We start from the raw sequence: 19945 nt of genomic DNA, 5'->3' as shown, positions 1-19945 counted from the left end.
GGTGGTTTATCCTAGGGTCGTCTGCTGCTCACTTGTTCGAATGGGACGGTTCCTGTACTCTAGAGAATAGATAAACGGATTAGAAAAGGAAGGATGGGCGCAGGATGACATTTCGTATTGGTATCATTGGATTAGGAGACATTGCACAAAAGGTATATTTGCCGCTGCTATCTGTCCATATAGAAGTGGAGATTGCGGGTGTGATGAGTACGACGCAAGGAACAGTTGATCGGGTGATGCATCAGTATCGCTTGCCTTTCGGCACAACCAGGCTTGAAGAGCTACTGGATCGCAGCTTGGATGCGGTCTTCATTCATAGTCCGACAGAATCGCATTATGAGCTCGTAACGGCATGTTTGGATCGAGGGATTGCGGTATATGTCGATAAGCCGTTATCTTACAAACTAGATGAGTCGATTGCGATGGCTGCTCGTGCAGAGGAGAAAGCCGTATTACTTGCTGTAGGGTTCAATCGCAGATTTGCGCCGCAGTATATGGATGCGAAGCAGTGGCTCGAGGAACAAGGGGGAATCGAATATCTCGCTGTTCAGAAGCATCGAACACGCATGCAGTCGCACGATGCGAAGATGACGGTGTACGATGACTTGATTCATATTTTAGATATGATGCTATGGCTTGGCGGCGAGAAGTATAAGCTTGGCACCAAGTCGCTCTACACGAATGATGAAGGACAAATGCTCCGAGCTTCGGGGATGCTTCATTATGATCATGCGGATGCTGCTTACAGTATGGTTCGGCTCGCTGGCGCTGATCTCGAGAAGCTCGAGCTTCACGGGCATGGACGCTCCGCGGAAATCACGAATATGGAGCAAGCGATGTTCGCCCAGAAAGGGAAGGCACCAACCCACCATACCTTTGGTAGCTGGGATACGGTGCTCCGGCGCAGGGGATTTGAAGGGATCGTGTATCATTTCCTATCGAGCTTGAAGCGCCCAGAACAATGCAGTGTTCGCGCAGACCAGGTCTTGGAGAGTCATCGCTTGGCAGAGCAGATTAGTACATTTCGATAATAGATCAGATGATGTGTAACATATAAGGATAGAAAGGCGTGGTGATGATGGTATACGAACTGCTGTCGCTCAATGTAGGCAGACCAGCTCAGATGCCGGGCCAGAAACGAGAGGTCATCTCAGCAATCAATAAGGCGCCCGTACAGGAGCGGATCTATTTATCCAAAGTGAATTTTAAGGGAGATGAACAAGCCGACTTGGTGCATCATGGCGGTGAAGATAAGGCCGTCTGCGTCTATTCGTATGATCATTATCCGTATTGGGAATCCATCTTAGCCGTCAAACTTGCTTATGGCGCGTTCGGGGAGAACTTGACCGTGCAGGGGATGCGCGAGACGGACATTTGCATCGGTGATATCTTCCAGTTAGATGAGGCTGTAGTGCAAGTCAGTCAGCCACGCCAACCCTGTCATAAGCTAGCGGCAAAGCACGGTATTGCAGACCTCGCTGTACAGGTTCAAAATACAGGGTTTACTGGATTCTATTTCCGGGTGCTACAGGAGGGCTGGGTATCGCCTCAGTCCACACTTGAACGGATACAGCAAGATCCGGGTGGAGTTACGCTGGAAGCAGCAAATCAGATCATGCATCACGACAAGAACAACCGTGAAGGGATTGAGCGAATTCTTGCGATCCCCGCCTTGTCTGCAAGCTGGCGCACGACATTAGGCAAACGATTGAATGTAAAATCTTAGTATGTTGGAAGAGCTCCTCACATATGATGTTCTATTGACATCATGAAAGGGTGAGTTGTTCCATGAAGAAAGAAAGGATGTGGGGAGTGATCGTGCTAAGCAGCATGATGGTCCTCTCTGCATGCGGACGTTCAGATTCAACAACGATTAAGACAGATCAGGGCACGGTGACCGTGACAGGCGATCAGAACGGCGGGAATGTGTCCATTACCGGGAAGACGAGTGACGGAACGGAGATCAAATCAGAATATTCCATGACAGAGCTGCCGAAGGATTTTCCGCAAGATGCTCCGATCCCAGCAGGGTTTCAATTGAAAGGCTCTGCGAGAACGGAACAGAATGGCGATATATCCGTTATGGTCACCAGCAGTGGTGATGCGAAGATTGAAGCAGTGGTTCAAGAGATTACGGATTATTTGAACAGTGGTGGATTCCAAGACATTAGCAGCTTCGTAGTTGATACGTCAGCCACACTTGGCGGGAAGAAAGACAATACCGAATTTTCGGCGATCATCGCAAAGGATGAGAGCACAGGTACAGTCGATCTCATTCTCACCTATGTAATGAAAAGCGCCCAAAAACCTTGATATAAAGCCGCCTTCTAGCTGAGGGCGGCTTTTTTACTGCATGAGAATTAGACAATATTACCCATTTATGATGCAATTTTATCCGTTGACAGTCCTAGTGTAGCTATCTATAGTACTAGTATGATGACATTAAATGTTTCCAAACGATCCAACCGTCAGAAAGCAGTGGAAGCTGCGGCCGAATTGTTCTTGCACAAAGGGTATCATGATTCGAGTATGGATGAGGTCGTCGCGATCAGCGGTGTGTCCAAGTCTAATATTTATTATCATTTTAAGAGCAAGGAGGAATTGACGTTAGAGGTTATTGCTTGGCGCATTTCAAGATATGAACGGCTGATCGATGAACTGAATGCGCTGCAGCTAGGGGTTGCGAATAAGATTGATATCTTGTTCGAGAAGTTGTATCGCGAAATCAACGAACGGAATTGTGTTGGGGGGAACCCGTTCATATCGCTATGGAATCAAGTATCGATGGATGCACGATTAATTCGAACACAAATTCATGAGTTTTTTGAACAGAAATCACAGGTATTCCGATCTCTGATTGAACAAGGGGTGGAAGAGGGAACCTGGTCGGCCCATCTTCCGATTGAATCAACGACGGTGCTGCTAGTCTCTTCGCTGGAAGGTGCTCTCGTGTTAGCAGAGGTACATCACGACGCAACGGTGCTGCTGGAAGTGAAGAGTGCGTTCTTACAGATCATGCACGGTTATAATCGAAAAGTAGATGGAGCCTAAGACGCATCAACGGCGTGTGTTCTTGTTCTTATCATCACCTTGATCATCCTGTTCTTCATGTTCTTCCTTCTCGACATGGAATTCAACCGCCGATTGCCCCATAATATAATCGAACGGGGTGTACTGATTGCTCGGTAGTTCCTTACGTCGAATCATCTTCACCGATATGATGCCTAGTAATACAAAAATCGGGAGGATGAGCGACAATATAATGAATGGGGTAACATTGTCCATTTGACGGTTCTCCTTTGACGATCGGTATGACTTACATACGGTTGAAGCGGTGGTTCGTTTCAGTGAAGTTGACAGCAAATCGGCTGCTTCGCTATAGTGAAGGAACGAACAGTACAAGAATGGAGGGATCATGGTGACCTCGATCTATGATTATTCTGCAGCACGGATTACAGGAGAAGAACAATCATTGTCTGACTACAGCGGGAAGGTTCTGCTTATTGTGAATACGGCGAGCAAGTGTGGATTCACACCGCAGTATGAAGGGCTGGAGTCATTATACCGGACTTATCACGACCAAGGGTTCGAAGTGTTAGGCTTTCCGACCAATCAATTCATGTCGCAAGAGCCAGGGACCAATGAGGAAATCGAATCGTTCTGTCAATTGAATTATGGTGTTACATTTCCCATGTTCGCCAAAATTCATGTGAATGGCGGTTCCACGCATCCGTTATACAAATTCCTGAAAAAGGAAGCGAAAGGTGTCCTTATTAACGAGATCAAATGGAACTTTACGAAATTTCTCGTTGACCGAAAAGGGCAAGTTGTTCGCCGATATGCGCCAACGGTAGAACCGAAACATATCGAAGAAGATATTCAGGCATTGTTATCACAATAGAGTTGAATTCATATACTGTATAAAAGGAAGCGGGTTATTCATGCACCATGGATAACTCGCTTTTTTACGCTATAAATCATCCTAAAGACATTGAATAAATACCATAAATAAAACCGAAGATCCTTTAACATATACAGTATAACGAAAAGTTGTAAGCGTTCTACTCAAATAAGTATGAGAGGATGATTGGTATGCGTAGAGACATTTCTACACTCATCGAACAAATGACATTGGAAGAGAAGGCGGGGTTATGCTCAGGGTTAAATTTCTGGCATACAAAAGCTGTTGAGCGTCTAGGAATCCCATCGATTATGGTCACGGATGGACCGCATGGTCTTCGCAAACAGGATGGGAATAGTGATCATCTGGGTCTCCTGAATAGTGTTCCTGCAACTTGCTTCCCTTCGGCAGCGGGTATGGCCTGTTCCTGGGATCGTGACTTGATCTACCAAGTCGGAGTCGCACTTGGTGAGGAATGTCAGGCGGAGAATGTTGGGGTATTGTTAGGCCCTGGTGTAAACTTGAAGCGCTCGCCGCTCTGTGGACGGAATTTCGAATATTTCTCAGAAGATCCATATCTCACATCGGAAATGGCAACGCAGCATATCCTTGGGGTACAAAGTCAAGGCGTAGGAACGTCCCTGAAGCATTTTGCCGTCAATAATCAAGAGCATCGCCGGATGTCGGTCAATGCGGTGGTCGATGAGCGTACGATGCGCGAAATATATTTAACCTGCTTCGAGACACCTGTCAAGAAAGGCAAACCTTGGACCGTGATGTGCGCATACAACCAAGTGAACGGTGAGTTCGCGTCACAGAACGAATACCTACTGACGGATATTCTGAAGAAGGAATGGGGCCACGATGGTTTCGTCGTCTCGGACTGGGGCGCTGTCGTCGATCGCGTAAAAGGCTTGGCCGCGGGGCTTGAACTGGAAATGCCGTCGACGAACGGTTATTCGGACCGTAAGATCGTGCAAGCCGTTCAGAATGGAGAACTTGCGGAAGAGGTCCTCAATGACGCAGTGGGGAGATTGTTAGATGTTATATTCAGAGCTGTGGACAACGCGAAGCCGAATGCAACGGTGGATTTAGAAGCACATCACCGCTTAGCGATGGAGGTTGCACAAGAAAGTATGGTGCTATTGAAGAATGAAGGGGGAATTCTCCCGCTTCCAACGGAACGTAAAATCGCTTTGATTGGGGCTTTCGCACAAAATCCACGCTATCAAGGCGGTGGCAGCTCCCATATTAATCCAACGAAGCTCGACAACGTCTATGAAGAAATGTGCAAAGTTGCGGGTATGGGGGATGTGCAGATCACTTATGCGCCCGGTTATAGCTTAGAACATGATGATATCGATGATGCGGCAGTTCAGCAAGCGATGAACGAAGCGGCGGCGGCCGATGTCGCGGTCGTACTCGCAGGATTACCGGATCGATATGAGTCAGAGGGATATGATCGCAAGCATCTTCGAATCCCAGCCAACCAACAGCAGCTGATTGAAGCGATTGCTGAGGTACAGCCGAATATTGTCGTGGTGCTAATGAATGGATCTGCGATTGAAATGCCTTGGATCCAATCTGTCAAAGCTGTCCTTGAAGGTCACTTAGGCGGCCAAGCGCTCGGCAGTGCGATTGCGAACCTGCTTTTCGGACGCGTGAATCCATCAGGCAAGCTAGCGGAGACGTTCCCGATGAAGCTTGCACATAATCCATCCTATTTGAACTTCCCGGGAGAAGGCGATACCGTGGAATACAAAGAAGGGCTCTTCGTCGGTTACCGCTACTATGACACGAAGCAAATTGCGCCGCTGTTCCCGTTCGGGTATGGCCTAAGTTACACAACATTCGAATATACGAACCTGACGGTGAATCATACGGCGCTAACGGATCAAGACACAGTGACGGTCCAAGTCCATGTGAAGAATACTGGAACCATGGCGGGCAAAGAGATTATCCAGCTCTATGTACGCGACGTGGAGTCGAAGGTGATTCGTCCAGAGAAGGAATTGAAAGGGTTCGTGAAGGTTGATCTTCAGCCGGGCGAAGAGAAGGTCGTGAGCTTCTCACTTGATCGCCGTGCATTTGCATATTACAACGTGGAGTTAAAGGATTGGCATGTGGAGACCGGAGATTTCGATATTTTGATCGGGAAATCATCGCGGCAGATCGAGCTTGAGCAGCGAATTCACATCGAATCTACGGTACAAGTGCAGCGCATCTTTACGCGGAATTCAACATTTGGTGATATCTTGCGAGATCCTTATGGTGCGCAGATCGCAGAGCCATTGCTTCGGAAATTCCGGGAGCAATCGGGACTTGGCGATGGGCTTGAACAAGATGCGCCGGAAATGATGCTGGCGATGATGAATGACATGCCCATCCGATCTTTGCTCGCCTTTGCGCAAGGCGCGTTCACAGACGAGATGCTCGAGGGGCTGCTGATGCAATTAAATGCATCCCGTGTCCATGCTTCATAGATAGATCTGATCACAATCTTAAACCGGATGCTTGCTTAAATCGCAAGTACGCCGGTTTTTTATTTTTGCAACTTCGAGGGGGGATGCAAGATAGAATTGCTGATAGGCCGCCACCCAGATGGATATACTGGAGATGTTCTTCGGTGTCCGCAGCGTTCGCTAATTACGCTTCCATGTGGAATGTGGTTGTTCATTCAGGAAGTTCGGGCTACAATGGAGCATGCAGAATAAATAGCAAACGGAGGCGAAACGAATTGTCCATGATGGTGATCGAAATTTTCGGCATTGCCATATTAGCGGGTATTGTCGGATCCGTCCTTGGGCTTGGGGGCGGGATCGTCGTGACACCAGCACTGACGATGCTATTCGGAGTTGATATTAAGCATGCCATTGGTGCGAGCATCATTTCCGTGATAGCGACTTCAAGCGGCTCAGCCATTGCGTACATAAGAGATCGGATTACCAATTTGCGCGTAGGGATGTTCTTGGAGGTTGCGACGACGGTCGGTGCGATAACGGGTGCATTTATCGGGGGCCTACTGGCACCGAGCGTCCTTTATATTATTTTTGGCGTGCTGCTGATGTACTCGGCGTATGCGATGGTGAAGAAGACGAAGCAGGAGCTGCCACAGGATGTACCGCTGCATCCCGCAGCCGCCAGGTTGAATCTCCAGGGGGAGTATTATGATAAGGCGCTCCAGAAGAACGTAGCGTACAATGTGGATCGCGTATATGGTGGTTTTGGCGTCATGTATGGTGCAGGCGTCATCTCGGGACTGCTCGGGATCGGAAGCGGAAGCTTCAAGGTGATGGCGATGGATGTCTTTATGAAGCTGCCGCTCAAGGTATCCAGCGCAACGAGCAACTTCATGATGGGTGTCACCGGCGCTGCGAGTGCAGGCGTGTACTTATTTCGCGGGGAGATCAACCCGTTCTACGCTGCACCTGTCGCGCTGGGCGTCTTAATCGGAGCTACGGTCGGCGCGAGAATTATGCAGCGAATGAAGAGCAAAACTATACGTAAAATTTTCATTCCGGTTATGGCTTATGTGGCGATTCAGATGATACTGCAAGGATTGGGGATCAAAATATGAGTGAAGAACAATCGAAACATCAAACAAATGAGGAGCAGAAGCTCATCTCTGCCGAAATCGTGGTAAGTAAAGTGCTGCGAATCGGCGTACTTGTCAGTGGCTTGGTTATTCTTATTGGACTTATTTTGTATCTTGTCGCAGGGGAGAGTGGTTACCCAGCAGATACGTATCCAACGACGCTTAGGGGAATCATCGAAGGGGCAGGGGGCTTGAAACCTGCTGCCGTGATACTCCTAGGGCTGTTCTTATTGATATTGACGCCTGTTCTTCGTGTTGGCATTACCATTCTGGTCTTCGTGAAAGCGAAGGACTATCTTTATGTCGGGATTACAAGTCTTGTCTTTGTTATCCTGATTATTAGTCTTCTTCTCGGTAAAGCGGGTTAAATATTTTCATATCTATTGTGAGTTCGTATAAAAGCTCTAGATCTAAGATCTAGAGCTTTTTCTGTCCATTAGCCGATTTTCTGTGAAGATTATTGTAAGCTGACGATCTCAACTTCCTATGATAGAATGATCAGGAGCTTGTTGAGCTGGCAAGCTGAATAAATCGTTCTATGGAGTGAAACGAAGATGATAGATATACATACGCATATCCTCCCAGGAATCGATGATGGGGCAGCGAATTGGAGCGATGCCATAAATATGGCTAGAGCGGCTGTGGCAGAAGGCATAACGACCATCATTGCAACGCCGCATCATGCCAATGGGAGGTACCATAACACAGCATTAGAAGTCATAGACCACGTTCGACATATGAATGAACAGTTGAAGGGGATGGGGGTGCCTCTAACGATCCAGTCTGGACAAGAGATTCGGCTGCATCATGATCTCATAGATGCTTGGCTGAGGAAGGAATTACTGCCACTGGCCGATTCAAGTTATATCTTGATCGAGCTTCCCTCATCGAACATCCCGAAGAAGATCGTCGAGTTCATCCATGAGCTCCATGTCATGAAGCTAAAACCGATTATCGCGCATCCGGAGCGGAATGCAGAAATCGTAAAGGACCCGGATCGACTGGCACAGTTGATTGAAATAGGCGCTTTTGCACAGGTGACAACTCATTCACTCCTTGGTGATTTCGGAAGACAAATTGAGCGAGCGGCTTGGTCATTATGCCGAAGCGGCCTTATACATATTGTTTCGTCAGATGCCCATCATGTCGAACGTAGAGGATTTCGATTAGGCGAGACGTATGAAGTGATTCGTGAGCGTATGGGTCAGCCATGGGAGAACTATTTCCAAGACAATGCCAGACGTATTATTGAAGACCTACCTTTTGGCAGCATGCCTAAGGATAATCCCAGCTCAGTAGGCGTCATACAACGACTAAGATCCTTTTTTCGATAGGAAGGGCTAAAGCTAGGTACACAGGAATAATCGATAGACATAGGACAACTGCACTGCTTTAAACGGATACATTGGGAGTAGAGTAATAACAAATCAGCAGGTTTTGTATTACCGAAGTTGCGGATTCCACCTCATTTAACAAAATTATCCTGATTCGTGATCCAATGGTAAGTCAGTGAGGCTAAGAATTAGAGAAATGACAGGATTTTCATGAAATTTATAGCCCAAGCAGCTCCGCGATTTGGTGGAAAAGCTTGGTTTTTTTATTTTTTTAAGAAAGTAAAGCGTTTACATGATTATTTTTTCGAGTGAAAAATATGTCGAAACTTCCTTTTTGTCCTGTTTTTTTAGGAGGGTGACCAATAGTCCCTAATTCTGCACAAATGGAGTGGAAATTTCTAATCATAAGCGTCGCGTATTGTTACCCAAGATCCCTTATCATATAAGGGAAAGAAGTGGTAATTCAGTTCCAATCATTACATCCCAAAAAGGATCAAATCATGGATCAGAATAACCGTATTTTTATGACAAAATTCTATGATTTTGTTCTGAAAATATGAAAATTATGTTAGTTTTCTGAATAAATTAGGAGCGCTTAACCATGTCTTTATCCCCTCAAGAAATTTGTCCATCTATGGCATACTAGTAAACAGAGGACATTCAATAGTGGCATCATCCTAACTAAAGTTGTTTACAAAATTGTAATAATTTAAGGTTTGCTACGATCGAATATGTTAGAACAGAATAGTGAACTCCATTATTCAATGTACATGATCGCATACCTTGATGAATGGAGGAAGTAAAGCGATGAATGGTCCGGATCGGGAGCCGAAGCGAGCAAGGCTGAAGCAATTTCTAAAGATACTATCCAAAGATCCTACTCTATTGAATCAACAGGGACAAACAGAAATGAGACCGTTATCCGAACTTCTTATCGTCTCGGGATATCGGCAATATGATGGAACGGTAGATATGGCTCAATTGTCATCCTTACTCTTGAGAAAGATGGGAATTTCATCTGGATCGGAAGAGATGATGGAGTACATCATGAATGGTGGAAAAGTCGAGGACTTCATGAATCATGAGATATCGTCTCAAAATGAAGGTTAGCGTAGATCAATAAGTTCGTACGCATATAATTAACGATGCCTTAAAGTACGCGAAACGAATAATAATAGAGAGACTATATTCAAAAAGAAGATAACCATAGAGAAGCATTCGCTATGGCAAGGCGCACCCCAAAGGTCGCGTTTTGAATAATAACTAAACAAATTATATTCGATATGAAAACTATTTAAACTTCATGAATAGAGAGATCACCTAACTAGAGTAACGGAGGGAACCATTTGGAACTTAAACAATATTGGTTAATTATCAAAAGAAGGCTCCTATTAATCGCATTGATTATCGCAGTCAGCTGCTTATCGATTGGCATCTACTCTAATTATTTCATGACACCACAATATGAAGCTTCCGCGAAATTAATCGTGAATCAGTATAAGGACAGTGGGTCATTGCTGCCGAGTATCGATCTTGGTTCCATCAATTCAACCATTGGGCTGATCAAAACCTATAAAGAAATTATTAAAACACCACGCATGATGAAGATTGTTCTCAAAGAGTATCCTGATCTGGGGTTGAGCTATGGTGAGCTAATCGGAAAAGTAAGTGTAAGCTCTGTGAATGAAACGCAAGTCATGTCCATTTCGGTCCGGGATGACTCCTATGCAAAGGCCGCCAATATTGCCAATGCGGTAGCCGTTGTGTTCCAGAAGACGGTTCCAGCCCTCATGAAGGTGGACAATGTTTCGGTCTTAGATAAAGCCGATCCAAAAGAAAAGCACAATCCGGTTGCGCCGAATCCGAAGATGAATATTGCTGTTGCCTTCATGCTGGCGCTCATGCTCGGTGTTGGGATCGCCTTCCTGCTCGATTACTTGGATGACACGATCAAGACGGAAGAAGATATTGAGAACGTGTTAGGGGTGCCTGTATTGACCTCCATTCCGAAGTTTACATCAAGAGATATTGATCAAGATCATCATAAAGAATCGCTTACGCCAACTGCTGGGAGGGATGTACATGTCTCGCTTGATTCCTAAGAAGCTCATTACGGAGAGTAATCCGAAATCACCAATCTCTGAAGGATATCGGATGCTGAGAACCAACATCGAATTCTCAACGCTCGACCAGAAGCTGCAAGTTATCATGGTAACGTCATCGAAGCCAAATGAAGGAAAGAGCACGACCAGCGCCAATATGGCGGTTGCTTTTGCTCAAGCGAACAAACGTGTACTCCTGATCGATGCAGACCTTAGAAAACCATCTCAACATTTTATCTTTGGGACTTCGAATCGAATTGGATTAACGACAGCGTTGTTCAAACAGAAGCCGCTGGGAGATGTGATTCAGTCTACGAATACGAAGAATCTATCGATTATTCATGCTGGACCTACACCGCCTAATCCATCAGAGTTACTCTCTTCTGCGCATATGGCGGGTTTGCTAGCAACAACAAGAGAGATGTTCGATGTCATCGTCATCGATACGCCGCCGATTTTGTCCGTCACAGACGCTCAAATTGTAGCTACCTATAGTGATGGAGTCGTTCTTGTCGTCCATTCGGGAATCGTGAAGAAAGATGTGGCATTGAAAGCAAAAGCATCGCTAGAACATGTAAATGCCAAGATCATTGGTGCTGTGCTGAATAACATCAATCGCAATCAATCCGATTCCTATTCTTACTCCTACTATTACGGCGAAAGTAACGACCAATAGTCTTGTTCCTTCATGAAAGATACAAGGAATGAAGAAGGTAATGTCTCCTGCACCTCTATCACCGGAGGCACTCGGTCACACTGTGGGTCAACTGACCTTAGACGCTCGTCGTCAAGGGTGTGATGTGAGGTAGGGTTCAATGCCCTAGTTAGTATAGCAACACCTCGGATTTGAAATCTGAAAGTCCGAGCTATGCTTTCCGCGTTTGGAGAGCATAGCTCGCATTTTTAGCATCGCGTTACAATGCGAATAAAAAAAATAGGATAGGGTGATTCCAAATGAAAAAAGTAACAAAAGCCATTATCCCCGCAGCAGGACTAGGTACCAGGTTTTTACCAGCAACGAAAGCGATGCCCAAAGAGATGCTTCCCATCGTCGATAAGCCAACCATCCAGTATATCGTGGAGGAAGCGATTGAATCTGGCGTCGAAGATATCATCGTTGTCACAGGTAAAGGTAAACGCGCCATTGAAGACCACTTTGATATCGCATTTGAGTTAGAACATACGTTAGAGGAAAAAGGAAAGCTAGATATTTTGGAGAAAGTGCGTAAGTCGTCCAATGTAAACCTTCATTATATTAGGCAAAAAGAGGCTAAAGGCCTTGGACATGCCGTGTGGTGTGCACGTAATTTTATCGGAAATGAGCCGTTTGCCGTCCTGCTTGGTGATGATATCGTCGAAGCGGATGTCCCATGCACAAGGCAGCTGATTGAACAATATGAGCGCACGGGACGTTCAGTCATTGGCGTTCAGACGGTAGGGGCGGATCAGACGCATCGTTATGGCATCGTAGATCCAGGGGAGAGAATGGCTAATTTATACCAAGTGAATCGGTTCGTGGAGAAGCCGCCGCAAGGGCAAGCACCTTCCAATCTAGCCATTATGGGACGTTATGTTCTGACACCTGACATCTTTGAGTATTTGGGAAGGCATGAACGTGGTGCAGGCGGAGAGATTCAGCTTACGGATGCGATCCAGAAATTAAACGTAGATCAAGGTGTGTACGCCTTTGATTTCCAAGGGACTCGTTATGATGTGGGGGAGAAGATCGGATTTATTATGACGTCGATCGACTTTGCGCTTCGGAATAATGAACTTAGACCACAACTGATGGCAGGGCTGGAAGAGATCATGGAGCGGGAACTTAGCAAGGCATTAATGACCGGGAGGAGAGTATAACAATGAGGTATTCACAATATCGGGAAGAAGCGGTCTTAGGCATTGTGGATTATTATTCGAATACACAAGTGAGAGAAGAGGGGATGAATTTATATTCGGTACTAAAGCGGACCATTGATATCATTGGCGCATCAGTCGGGTTAATCCTACTAAGTCCATTGCTTGTTCTTGTTGCTATTCTTATCAAATTGGAGGATCCATCCGGATCCATCTTATTCTATCAGACGCGAGTAGGAAAGAACGAGCGACTATTCCGGATGTATAAACTTCGTTCCATGTATACAGATGCGGAAGAGAAGTTGAAGGATCTATTGGATAAGAACGAGATCAGCGGAGCGATGTTCAAGATGAAAGACGATCCGCGTGTGACTAAGGTCGGTAAATTCATTCGGAAGACGAGTATTGATGAGCTTCCTCAATTATTCAATGTACTTCGTGGGGACATGTCTCTGGTAGGACCAAGACCGCCTCTGAAGAGAGAAGTTGCAGAATATACGCGATATGATAAGCAACGGTTGTCCGTTACACCTGGATGTACAGGGCTTTGGCAGGTGAGTGGCAGAAGCAATCTTAGCTTCAAACAAATGGTTGAACTCGACCTGACCTATATTGAGAAAAAATGCATTCTGTTCGATATTCGAATTATTTTGCAGACGGTGAAGACGATGCTTGGCTCCAAGGATGCGTTCTAATGAAGAGATGGAGGGGAGATCATGGTAAGAGTCCTTCATATATCTGAATTTACAAAGGGGGGTATTGAAACCCATCTGAATGAAGTGCTTAGGTATCAATCGGAGAAACATGATATTTACCTGATCGCATCTGAACAGAACTCGAACAGCAAAACGTTACAGATTCATTCAGATCGATTGGAACTCTATCCATATAAGCGGAGTCCGCATTATTTTTTCCGGGCGATGCAATCAATTCATCGAAAGATCAAAGAAATCAATCCGGACATTGTACATGTCCATGGAACGTTCGCAGGCTTTTTCCTGCGAACGTTGTTTTTTTTCAAGAAGAAACGTCCTGTCGTGATTTATTGTTCGCATGGTTGGGCATTTCTCATGGACACCTCTTCCTGGAAGAGAAAGGTGTTCGCCACGGTAGAGCGAGTCTTGTCGCTGCGGACGGATTTCATCATCCACATCTCAAAACATGAATACGAGATGGCGCTCCAGTATGGATTGTCTGCGAAGAAATCGGTCGTTGTGTATAATGGCGTATCGGATGCGCCGTCTTCACCGGCAGTACCCTTTGATGTGAAGCGAGATAAGATTAATCTACTCTACGTCGGCCGCTTCGATCGGCAAAAGGGCTTTGATTTGCTGCTGGAGGTATTTAAAGAAAATCGATTTACGGATGTTCATCTCTATCTCGTTGGCGATACGGTATTGAAGGACTGTGATTACGATTATCCAAGCAATGCAGTGAAAATCGGCTGGGTGGACAATTCGGAAATTGACCGGTATATGAAAGCCTGTGACGCTGTTATCGTGCCATCGCGTTGGGAAGGGTTCGGGATCGTTGCGATCGAGGCATTACGAAATAAGAAGCCAGTCATTGCAAGTAATCGCGGCGCACTGCCGGAGATTGTCCAGCATGGTGTGAATGGATATATTTTCGATTTTGACAACAAGGAAGCGTTGGTCAACATCATTCAGGGACTATCGAAGCAACAGCTCGAGTGGATGGGCGAGAACGGTGAAGAAATATTTTATGAGAAATTCCATTCGAATCAGATGAACACACAAATCGAGCGACTGTACATGGATGCCTTGAAGAAACAAGGTGATCGATATTCCGTAACTGTCAAAAAATATGTCTAGATTTACGGAGTTGAAGAGATGAAGAACGTAGGCTTACAAAGCAGTCATACGATAAATGAAGCATTTGCCGAGAAGCAGTCAGGCAAAGGGGGATACTTCCTGACGATCTATCTCAGTATCTTATTGGTGCTGACAGTCTATCAGGATTTCCCTCTTGTCAACATCGTCGGAGAAATAGGCAGATCGCCGATCATCCTGCTGCTGCCTTTGTTTGTTTTTTGCGAGATCGCGATGCTCTCCAAATATAAGCGGTTTATGGCTGTGCCAAAGCTTCAGAAATACTTGTTCGCTTTTATTATTTATTTAACTTTTGTCACTTTAGGCTACATTCTCATTCAATTCATGCAAGGGAGCTATAGCTTCTGGTCGGAGGGCCTGCTCGGTAAAGGGATCAAGGTCTTAATTTATTTTGTATTAATTCTGCTCTATATCAGGCACATGCAGCTTGTGTTCTCCAAAATGAAAAGCTACAAGCTCCTGTATGCCAGTTTTTTTATCGCGGTAAGTCTATTGCTCGTGATTATGATGGTTGAATTAGCTGCGATGCCGAATGCGTTCACCGCCTTGCATTCCGGGAGTCAGCCCTATTGGAGAGTGAGGCTGCTTACTTCGGAGAGCAGTACGACGGGAACCATCGTTATGGCGTATTCTGCGATTCTAGTTTATTTGAGCTCTAATTTAAATCGTGTGGCTATGATTCTATCGAACATTTATGTCGCTATTTTTTTTCTAACCTATTTATCCGTGACGGGATCAAAAGGGTTTCTCATCGTCTGTCTATTGACGCTTGTCGTGACCATGATGAAATTTATGGATTTCAGGAAGAAGAAAAACTTTATTGTGCTCATCGTCGCGTTGCTAGCCGTGTATATGTTTATTGTTTATTTCTCGGCAGGCTTGATCAGTTCCTTTACGAACGATATCGAGAACTATACATCGTCTTATACGAGGATGGGGACGATCATTATCGCCATCTTGACGGTCTTGCATCATCCGCTTGGGGTAGGTACAGGCGCTTACTTAATGTATTTCGATAACTATTTAGATGACTCGATTAAGTTCATGGGTAGGTTCTATTACAATACCTTAGGCATAAGCCAGATCAATGCGGGAGAATTGCTTCAATATACGGGAACGGCTAAAAATTTAGGTGTTAAATCAGGTTTTTTCCAATGGTTTATGTTCGGGGGGATCTTCTCACTCGTATTTTTCTATTTGCTAGCCAAAAACTTGATCATCAAAGCGAAGTCAAGCATTATCCTGTACTTGGCGCTTATTTTCATGCTGCTCTCCTTACTTTTTGTGGCTCTTGAAATTAAATATGAGATCTGGATGTTGTTCGCATTTATCAGTACGTTTGTAGGGGAAAAGGAAGTACATCATTCGAATATGTCGGGGGTATCCAAATGAAAATACTTGTTGTTTGTAGTGATTTTCCATATCCCGCCGATCATGGGGGCAGAGTTGATACGTGGGGCCGAATACAGGTGCTGGCCGAGCTTGGGTGGACAATCCATCTGCTCGTATGCGGCAAACAAATGCCTACGCCAGAGGATATGAATGTCGTATATCGCTACGTGGAAGATATCAAGCTGTGTGAGCGGAGAAGTAAGCTGGTGGATCTCCTCTATCGAGTACCTATGCAGGTACAATCGAGAAATGAGCTGCGATATGTGAATATTGATGAGGATTATGATTATGTGCTGTTGGAAGGCGACTATGTGTATCCTATCTTGAAGAACCCACTAATCAAACATGCAAATGTGATTTTGAGAGTTCATAACGATGAGGCGGTTTACTTCAAGGCATTGGCTAGAAGCACATCCAATCGGATTCATAAGCTGTACTATCACATGGAGAGCAGCAAATTCAGGAATTTGCAGAAGAACATGCTGAAGAAGGTAGATAAGTATTTATTTATCTCAAGCAAGGAATTTGAAACATTTCAATCGCTTCATCCTACAACAAAAAGCTTATTTCTACCACCTCCTGTGACGAAGGAGACGTTCCTCACAAGTTCATTTGAGAGCAAGAATGTTGTATTTATCGGGTCTTTATTCATGCCGAATAATCGTGAAGCGATTCAGTGGTATTTGGAACATATTCATCCGGCCATGCTGAAGGAGCCAGGGTACAAATTTATTGTGGCTGGTAACAGTAGAAAGCAAGGGTTGAACTGGCTTGATGGGTACGATATGACGAATGTGATTGTACATGATACACCGGAGAGTCTGGATGACATTTATCAACAGGGATATCTGTTTGTGAATCCAATGCAGAACGGAGCGGGTGTGAAGCTCAAGACAATCGAAGCCATTCAGAATGGATTGCCTGTCATCTCGACTTCGATCGGTTGCGAGGGCACGGGACTCGTAGATAACGAGCATATTTTGGTCGCAGATAGTCCGGAGGAATTCTATCTTCGAATTAAGCTGTTATTCGACCATCCGCCGAGAGCGCGGAAGCTGCTAGCTTCGTCACAGCGGTACATACGCACAAATTATGACCATAAAGAAGTATTGAAACGTTACATCAATTCACTACATTCACGTTATCATGAAGCAGGTGCTATGAATGGATAATCGAAAAATAAATGTCATGTTTATCACCCATGCGGAAAAAAAGGGAGGCGCCGAGCAAAGTCTGATTCATTTGATCAATTATTTGGATACTTCAAAATATCAGATTTTTCTCTTAAGTCCTAAAAATACGGAATATCTGGGCGAGATTCGAACGGCGTACAAGCACATTCCGCTTCGCCTCAATAGCATTAAGAAGAAATTCGGCTTCGGGTATTTGGAGACAGTGCTTCGAATCAAGTCGTTCGTGTCTAAATACAAGATTGACATTATTCATGCGAATGGTTGGCGGGCGCCGTGGTACGCTGCACCGCTCAAATTCCTAACGAAATGTAAATTAATCTGGCATCATCGGGATTACATGCAATCGAAAATGTACAATCGTGTTTTGCCCCGATTCTTCGATCAGGTGATATGCATTTCACGCTTTGTCGCGAATTCGATCCATGGGGATAATAAGACGATCATCTATAATGGCGTTGATCCAGGGCTTGCTTTAAGTATGAAAACACGGCGATTTATGGAGGATGATACACTCGTGATTGGGACGTTCGGGCGGATCGTCGAGTGGAAGAGATATCATCTGATGATCGAAGCCGTCAAGAAGCTGTCAGATCATGAGTGTCATAATTGGAAGCTGCTGATCGTAGGAGACACCGCCGTTGATGGTTCGGAGAGTTATTTAAACGATATGATCCAGCAAGTGGTTGCATATGGCTTAGAAGAAAAAGTTATCTTTTATGGATACAGCAAGAAACCGCTTGATTTAATGAAGGAATGCGATCTGACCATTAATTTCTCGTTAAATGAGCCATTTGGGAGAGTGATTATTGAATCGATGTTAGTTCAGACACCCGCCATTGTATCCGATTCCGGCGGTGCGCCTGAGATTATTCACCAGACTAAGGGAGGGTTTATCGTAAAGGATGGCGATGTTGAAGAGTTATATCAGATCCTTCAGCGTGTTTACGATCACCAAGTCAATTATCAAGAGATTTCGAACCTAGGCCATACCAGTGTTATGAGTGATTTCAACATGAGCACGATTGCCCGAAAGGTTGAGAAAACCTACCAAGCGCTGCTCGCCAATCGCATAAAGTCAAAGAGAGCTAGGAATGCGAATCATGCCTGAGAGGGGCTCCATCATGGTTTTACATCATGTAAAGCATGTCATAAAGAAGACAAACCGTGTGCTCAGAGGGTTTCTTTTTGGACTTCGAGTAACGAAAAGTGGTTCAATGCTTCAAGTATCGGGTTCTCATCTCATATCGAGATGTCACCATACGAGGTTGATTCTTGGCAATAGGGTGATGCTCTATGACCGAGTTAATTTCTATCTCGATGCGTCCGGAGCAGAGATTGTGATCGGCGATCGAACATACATCAACCGTCGCACGGAGATCATGTCTAAATCTTTGGTTAAGATCGGTAATGATTGCGCGATTTCATGGGACGTCGTAATTTCGGATACGGATTACCATGAGATCGAAGGATCGGTATCGACGAAGCCAATAGTTATTGGTGATAAGGTATGGATCGGCTGCAAATCAACTATTCTAAAAGGCGTAACGATAGGGAACGGTGCCGTAGTTGCTGCAGGTTCCGTCGTTACGAAGGATGTAGAGCCTTATACTCTTGTAGCAGGGATACCGGCCAAGGTGATACATAAAGATGTCCGGTGGAATTGATTCTAGCAAGTTTAGGGAGAGTAAAGCGATGAAAGTATGGATGTGGCCGAAATCAAGCGAGTTGAATTTCTATAATAATTTATTAACGGATTCGTTATGCGGGGTAGGCATAGATATTCAGGATTTGAAGCATGGCAAGTTGTTCTTACGGGTTGGCCAGGCAAAACCGGGCGACATTGTCCACATTCACTGGATGCATCATGCCTATCAGAATCGAAATTTGCTGTTGTTTCTTGTGAAATCGTTCTTGTTTGTGTTGACGATGGTGTATTTGAAGGTGCGGAATATTCAGTTAATCTGGACGATCCATAATCTGTACCCGCATCACGTGAAGTATCACAAGATGGAGCGATTCATGCGTCGGTTAATATGCCGCTTCTGCGGCAAATTGATTGTAGCATCGGATTCGATCAAGCGAAAAGTGATGGCTGAATTCGATGTCCCGGCGAAGAAGCTGTTCGTCGTGAAGCATGGTCATTATTTGGGCGTGTATAAGCGGAATGGCCTTAATTTCAGAGAGAAATATAACATTCCTGAGGATGCGGATGTTTACTTGTTTTTAGGAGCCATCCAAGCCTATAAAGGTGTCGAGGATCTGATTGAAGCCTTCCATGCGGTGAAGACGAAGCGGAGTTATCTCATCATTGCAGGCAAAGCTGATCAGAAAATGAACGACTATCTGAAGCGCGTTAAGGATATGGATCATATCGTGCTTGATGTACGATTCATCCCGAATGAATCGATCGCGGATCTGATCAGTGCGGTTGATGTTATGGTCATGCCCTATAAAGAGATTACGACGTCCGGTTCTGCCATTCTTGGTCTGTCATTCAGGAAGCTGATCGTCATGCCGAACAACGATTTCATCGATGAATATTTTAAAGAAGATATGGTTGTTCGATATGATCCAACAGATGATAACGGGCTGAAGAACGCGATGAAAGTGGCCTTGAATATGAAACATGAGGACAAGTCACCCAATTACGATGAAGTCTTGCAGGAATTAGATTGGAACACCATAGCACAGCAGATCAAAAACGTGTATCAAGGAAGTGGATGA

21 protein-coding genes are annotated in these 19945 nt (G+C 45.1%); 20 read left to right on the top strand and 1 reads right to left on the bottom strand.

Annotated features, from left to right (window positions below):
* The first annotated feature begins 104 nt into the window (after positions 1–104).
* The 4 genes from GCU39_RS11790 to GCU39_RS11775 all read left to right on the top strand — a co-directional run bounded on the left by GCU39_RS11790 (position 105) and on the right by GCU39_RS11775 (position 3051).
* Entirely contained in the window at positions 105–1031 is a 927-nt protein-coding gene (locus tag GCU39_RS11790; RefSeq protein WP_152393686.1) for a Gfo/Idh/MocA family protein, read from the top strand.
* Between the two features lie 44 nt (positions 1032–1075).
* Positions 1076–1726 (top strand): MOSC domain-containing protein, encoded by a 651-nt coding sequence (locus GCU39_RS11785; protein ID WP_407671707.1) that lies wholly within the window; start codon positions 1076–1078, stop codon positions 1724–1726.
* Between the two features lie 62 nt (positions 1727–1788).
* Complete coding sequence (locus tag GCU39_RS11780; protein WP_152393685.1) at positions 1789–2313, top strand: hypothetical protein; 525 nt, start codon at positions 1789–1791, stop codon at positions 2311–2313.
* A 120-nt stretch (positions 2314–2433) separates the two neighbouring features.
* Positions 2434–3051 carry a TetR/AcrR family transcriptional regulator gene (locus GCU39_RS11775; RefSeq protein WP_152393684.1) on the top strand — a complete coding sequence of 206 codons (618 nt, stop codon included), beginning with the start codon at positions 2434–2436 and terminating at the stop codon, positions 3049–3051.
* Between the two features lie 6 nt (positions 3052–3057).
* Here the strand turns inward: GCU39_RS11775 and GCU39_RS11770 are convergent, their stop codons facing one another.
* Positions 3058–3285: a DUF3951 domain-containing protein gene (locus tag GCU39_RS11770; RefSeq protein ID WP_152393683.1), complete on the bottom strand. Its 228-nt coding sequence runs from the start codon at positions 3283–3285 to the stop codon at positions 3058–3060.
* 130 nt (positions 3286–3415) lie between these two features.
* Here GCU39_RS11770 and GCU39_RS11765 point away from each other — a divergent pair, with 130 nt between their 5' ends.
* From GCU39_RS11765 to GCU39_RS11690, 16 genes are all read left to right on the top strand, one after another.
* Positions 3416–3901 (top strand): glutathione peroxidase, encoded by a 486-nt coding sequence (locus GCU39_RS11765; RefSeq protein WP_152393682.1) that lies wholly within the window; start codon positions 3416–3418, stop codon positions 3899–3901.
* Between the two features lie 191 nt (positions 3902–4092).
* Entirely contained in the window at positions 4093–6384 is a 2292-nt protein-coding gene (locus GCU39_RS11760) for a glycoside hydrolase family 3 C-terminal domain-containing protein (RefSeq protein WP_152393681.1), read from the top strand.
* A 260-nt stretch (positions 6385–6644) separates the two neighbouring features.
* Complete coding sequence (locus tag GCU39_RS11755; RefSeq protein ID WP_407671706.1) at positions 6645–7478, top strand: sulfite exporter TauE/SafE family protein; 834 nt, start codon at positions 6645–6647, stop codon at positions 7476–7478.
* Positions 7475–7864: a DUF1634 domain-containing protein gene (locus tag GCU39_RS11750; protein ID WP_152393679.1), complete on the top strand. Its 390-nt coding sequence runs from the start codon at positions 7475–7477 to the stop codon at positions 7862–7864. The genes GCU39_RS11755 and GCU39_RS11750 overlap by 4 nt, the downstream gene beginning before the upstream one ends.
* A 186-nt stretch (positions 7865–8050) precedes the next feature.
* Positions 8051–8830 carry a tyrosine-protein phosphatase gene (locus tag GCU39_RS11745; RefSeq protein WP_152393678.1) on the top strand — a complete coding sequence of 260 codons (780 nt, stop codon included), beginning with the start codon at positions 8051–8053 and terminating at the stop codon, positions 8828–8830.
* 807 nt (positions 8831–9637) lie between these two features.
* Complete coding sequence (locus GCU39_RS11740; RefSeq protein ID WP_193726889.1) at positions 9638–9940, top strand: hypothetical protein; 303 nt, start codon at positions 9638–9640, stop codon at positions 9938–9940.
* Between the two features lie 236 nt (positions 9941–10176).
* Positions 10177–10932, top strand: a complete 756-nt coding sequence (locus tag GCU39_RS11735; RefSeq protein WP_152393676.1) for a YveK family protein — start codon at positions 10177–10179, stop codon at positions 10930–10932.
* Entirely contained in the window at positions 10913–11608 is a 696-nt protein-coding gene (locus tag GCU39_RS11730; protein ID WP_152393675.1) for a CpsD/CapB family tyrosine-protein kinase, read from the top strand. The genes GCU39_RS11735 and GCU39_RS11730 overlap by 20 nt, the downstream gene beginning before the upstream one ends.
* 278 nt (positions 11609–11886) lie before the next feature.
* Entirely contained in the window at positions 11887–12789 is a 903-nt protein-coding gene (gene galU / locus GCU39_RS11725; RefSeq protein ID WP_152393674.1) for a UTP--glucose-1-phosphate uridylyltransferase GalU, read from the top strand.
* 2 nt (positions 12790–12791) lie between these two features.
* Entirely contained in the window at positions 12792–13481 is a 690-nt protein-coding gene (locus GCU39_RS11720) for a sugar transferase (RefSeq protein ID WP_152393673.1), read from the top strand.
* An 84-nt stretch (positions 13482–13565) separates the two neighbouring features.
* Entirely contained in the window at positions 13566–14618 is a 1053-nt protein-coding gene (locus GCU39_RS11715) for a glycosyltransferase (protein WP_265333514.1), read from the top strand.
* A gap of 18 nt (positions 14619–14636) precedes the next feature.
* Complete coding sequence (locus GCU39_RS11710) at positions 14637–16028, top strand: hypothetical protein (RefSeq protein WP_152393671.1); 1392 nt, start codon at positions 14637–14639, stop codon at positions 16026–16028.
* Entirely contained in the window at positions 16025–17200 is a 1176-nt protein-coding gene (locus GCU39_RS11705) for a glycosyltransferase family 4 protein (RefSeq protein ID WP_152393670.1), read from the top strand. Before GCU39_RS11710 ends, GCU39_RS11705 begins: the two co-directional genes overlap by 4 nt.
* Entirely contained in the window at positions 17193–18329 is a 1137-nt protein-coding gene (locus tag GCU39_RS11700) for a glycosyltransferase (RefSeq protein WP_152393669.1), read from the top strand. Before GCU39_RS11705 ends, GCU39_RS11700 begins: the two co-directional genes overlap by 8 nt.
* A 178-nt stretch (positions 18330–18507) precedes the next feature.
* Positions 18508–18885, top strand: coding sequence for an acyltransferase (locus tag GCU39_RS11695; protein WP_152393668.1), 378 nt, complete (start codon positions 18508–18510; stop codon positions 18883–18885).
* A 28-nt stretch (positions 18886–18913) separates the two neighbouring features.
* Positions 18914–19945: a glycosyltransferase family 4 protein gene (locus GCU39_RS11690; protein ID WP_152393667.1), complete on the top strand. Its 1032-nt coding sequence runs from the start codon at positions 18914–18916 to the stop codon at positions 19943–19945.

Origin of the sequence: Paenibacillus guangzhouensis (assembly GCF_009363075.1) — a bacterium.
Taxonomy (GTDB): Bacteria; Bacillota; Bacilli; order Paenibacillales; family Paenibacillaceae; genus Paenibacillus_K; species Paenibacillus_K guangzhouensis.
Note: the sequence above shows the minus strand (reverse complement) of the source record. Positions and strands in the feature narration are given on the sequence as shown.